Raw genomic sequence first — 2,810 nt, forward strand, 5'->3', positions numbered from 1 at the left:
GCGCCGGTGCCCAGCTTGAACCGCGCGATGCCCGGCGCGTCGTCGCCGTTGACCAGGCCCAGGTCCAGCACCGCATGCCCCGCCGCGGCCAGCGCGACCGTCGCCTGCCACAGCACCAGGTTCATCGCGTTCACCGCGCGGCCCGCCTCGGTCGCGTGCCCGATCTGCCAGGTCGCCATCGCGCCGTGCCGCAACACCAGCACCGCCGCCAGCGGCTCAGCCCCGCGCCGCGCCTCGAAGACGATGGCCGCACCGGGGTTTTCCCGCGCAAAGGCCAGCGACACGGCCGCCGGCATCGGCCGGTAGCCCCGCGCGCGCGCCTGCGCCGCGTCCGCAGCCAGCAGCCAGTGACCGTCCCGCAGCGGCGTGCGGCTGACTCGCAGCTCCGTGCCCTCGGCCCGGACCAGCCGGTTGCGCCATTTCTGGTGCATGGCGGCGCGCATCCGCGCCGCGTCGCCCAAGGGAAGCAGCGCCAGGCTCGCCGGCGTGACCAGCGGCCAGAATCCCGCCGCCCGCAGCGCGTCCGGCGCGAAATTTTCGGCCTCCAGCAGCACCGCGCCGGGCTGGTGCCGCGCCACGTCCCGCAGCCACGCCGCGCGATCGGCGGCCGCGCCCACCGGCCCGCGCGAGATTACCGCGACCCGGCCCAGCGGTCCGAGGCGGCGCTCGCGCGCCTGCCACGTGACGCCCGCCGCCGCGTGCCGGCGCAACGGCGCGCCCAGCGCGGCCAGCGCGCGGGCGAATTCCGGCGATTGCGGCAGCGGCACGCAGGGCGAGACGGTGTCGGAAAGATCGAAGCGGGGCAGGGGGATCATGCCTGCATTAACCCGGCCTTTGCTTACGGCGTGGTTAATGGCGGGCATGAACGCTCACGCCCCCCGCCCGAAACCGACCCGCGCCGCGGCCCTGCTGCTCGCCTGCCTGCTGTCGCTGCCCTTCGCGCTCTGGGCCCTGGCGGCGGCCGTGTTCTAGGGCCAAGAGTTACCGAGACGTGAATCCGTCTCTGCAAGCCATTGATTTTGCTAGGGCGTCGGGATGTCCCATCGTGGGACACCCCGAACCCGTCACTCCATCCGGACCAGCGCGTGGCGCTTCTTGCCGGCGCTCAGCTTGACGGGTGCTGCCAGCGCGCCGCGGTCCAGCATCAGCCCCGCATCCTCCAGCGGCGCGTCGTCCAGCCGGGCGCCGTTCTCGGCGATCAGCCGCTTGGCCTCCTTGCCCGACTTGGCCAGCCCCGCCCGCACGATCACCTGCACGATCGAGATCCCCTCGCCGACCTCGTCGGCCGACAGGACCAGCGTGGGCAGGTCGTCGCCGACGCCGCCCTTCTCGAACACCTCGCGCGCCGTCGCCTCGGCCGCCGCGGCGGCCTCTTCCCCGTGGCACAGGGTGGTGACCGCGTTGGCCAGCACGATCTTGGCATCGTTGATCTCGGACCCGGCCAGCGCGCCCAGCCGGTCGCATTCCTCGACCGGCAACTCGGTGTAGAGCTTCAGGAACCGGCCCACGTCCGCATCGGTCGTGTTGCGCCAGAACTGCCAGAACTCGTAGGGCGCCAGCATGTCGCCGTTCAGCCAGATCGCCCCGCCCGCGGACTTGCCCATCTTGCGGCCGTCCGAGGTGGTCAGCAGCGGCGAGGTCAGGCCGAAGATCTCGTGGTCCAGCACCCGCCGCGTCAGGTCGATCCCGTTGACGATGTTACCCCACTGGTCCGACCCGCCCATCTGCAGCAGGCAGCCGTAGCGGCGGTTCAGCTCGAGGAAGTCGTAGGCCTGCAGGATCATGTAGTTGAACTCGAGGAACGACAGCGACTGCTCGCGGTCCAGCCGCGACTTGACGCTCTCGAAGCTCAGCATCCGGTTGACGCTGAAGTGCCGCCCGATGTCGCGCAGGAATTCCAGGTAGTTGAGCCCGTCCAGCCATTCGGCGTTGTCGAGCATCAGCGCGCCGTTGCCCGCCTCGCCGTACGAAAGGTACTTGGCGAAGACCTGCTTCATCCCGTCGATGTTGTCGTCGATCTGCGCCGACGTCAGCAGCGGGCGCTCGTCCGCGCGAAAGCTCGGATCGCCCACCTTGGTCGTCCCGCCGCCCATCAGCGTGATCGGCTTGTGCCCCGTCTTCTGCAACCAGCGCAGCATCATGATGTTCAGCAAGTGGCCCACGTGCAGCGACTTGGCGGTCGCGTCGTAGCCGATATAGGCCGTCACCATCCCCGCGTTCAGCGCCTCGTCCAGCCCCTGGTAATCGGTGCAGTCGGCCAGGTAGCCGCGCTCGATCATCACGCGCATGAAGTCGGATTTGGGATGGTAGGTCATGGGGCCACCTCGTTATACAGCGGGCGAAGCCATACAACCGGCGAGGCGGAAGGTGAAGGGCAAGAACGGGCAGGGGCCGATCTGGGCACTGGGGGCGATGTCGGGCACGTCGCTGGACGGAGTCGACGCCGCGATGGTGCTGACCGACGGCCAACGGATCGACGCCTTCAGCAAGACCGGCTACCGGCCCTACACCGCGGAAGAGCGCGCGATCCTGCGCGCCGCACTCGGGCGCTGGCACGACGACGACGTGGCGCAGGCGGCCGAGACGGTGCTCAGCGCGCACGCCGCGCTGCTGGGCGAATTCGACGGCGCCGAGATCGTGGGCTTCCACGGCCAGACCCTCGCGCACGACCCACGGGGCCGCGGCACGCACCAGGCCGGCGACGGCGCGGCACTCGCCCGCGCGCTGGGGCTACCGGTTGTGTGGGATTTCCGCTCGGCCGACGTGGCGATGGGCGGCGAGGGCGCGCCGCTCGCGCCGTTCTTCCACCA

General features: G+C 70.7%; 3 protein-coding genes. 1 reads left to right on the plus strand and 2 read right to left on the minus strand.

From position 1 onward, the window contains the following. Positions 1-815, minus strand: an 815-nt coding sequence (locus ACFDTC_RS12085) for a GNAT family N-acetyltransferase (protein WP_375259133.1), incomplete at its 3' end; no start/stop codon positions are given. Positions 816-1,064: 249 nt separating this feature from the next. Continuing rightward, complete coding sequence (gene tyrS / locus ACFDTC_RS12090; RefSeq protein ID WP_375259134.1) at positions 1,065-2,315, minus strand: tyrosine--tRNA ligase; 1,251 nt, start codon at positions 2,313-2,315, stop codon at positions 1,065-1,067. A 97-nt stretch (positions 2,316-2,412) separates the two neighbouring features. Between tyrS and ACFDTC_RS12095 the strand changes: the two genes are divergently transcribed. After that, on the plus strand, positions 2,413-2,810 hold a 398-nt coding region (locus ACFDTC_RS12095), incomplete at its 3' end, for an anhydro-N-acetylmuramic acid kinase (protein WP_375259157.1).

The sequence above is a fragment of the Citreimonas sp. genome (genome assembly GCF_042096055.1).
Lineage (GTDB): Bacteria > Pseudomonadota > Alphaproteobacteria > Rhodobacterales > Rhodobacteraceae > Citreimonas.

Bases quoted from the DNA above. Each gene is read 5' to 3' on its own strand.
- tyrS (WP_375259134.1), bottom strand. From the start codon at position 2,315: ATGACCTACCATCCCAAATCCGACTTCATGCGCGTGATGATCGAGCGC.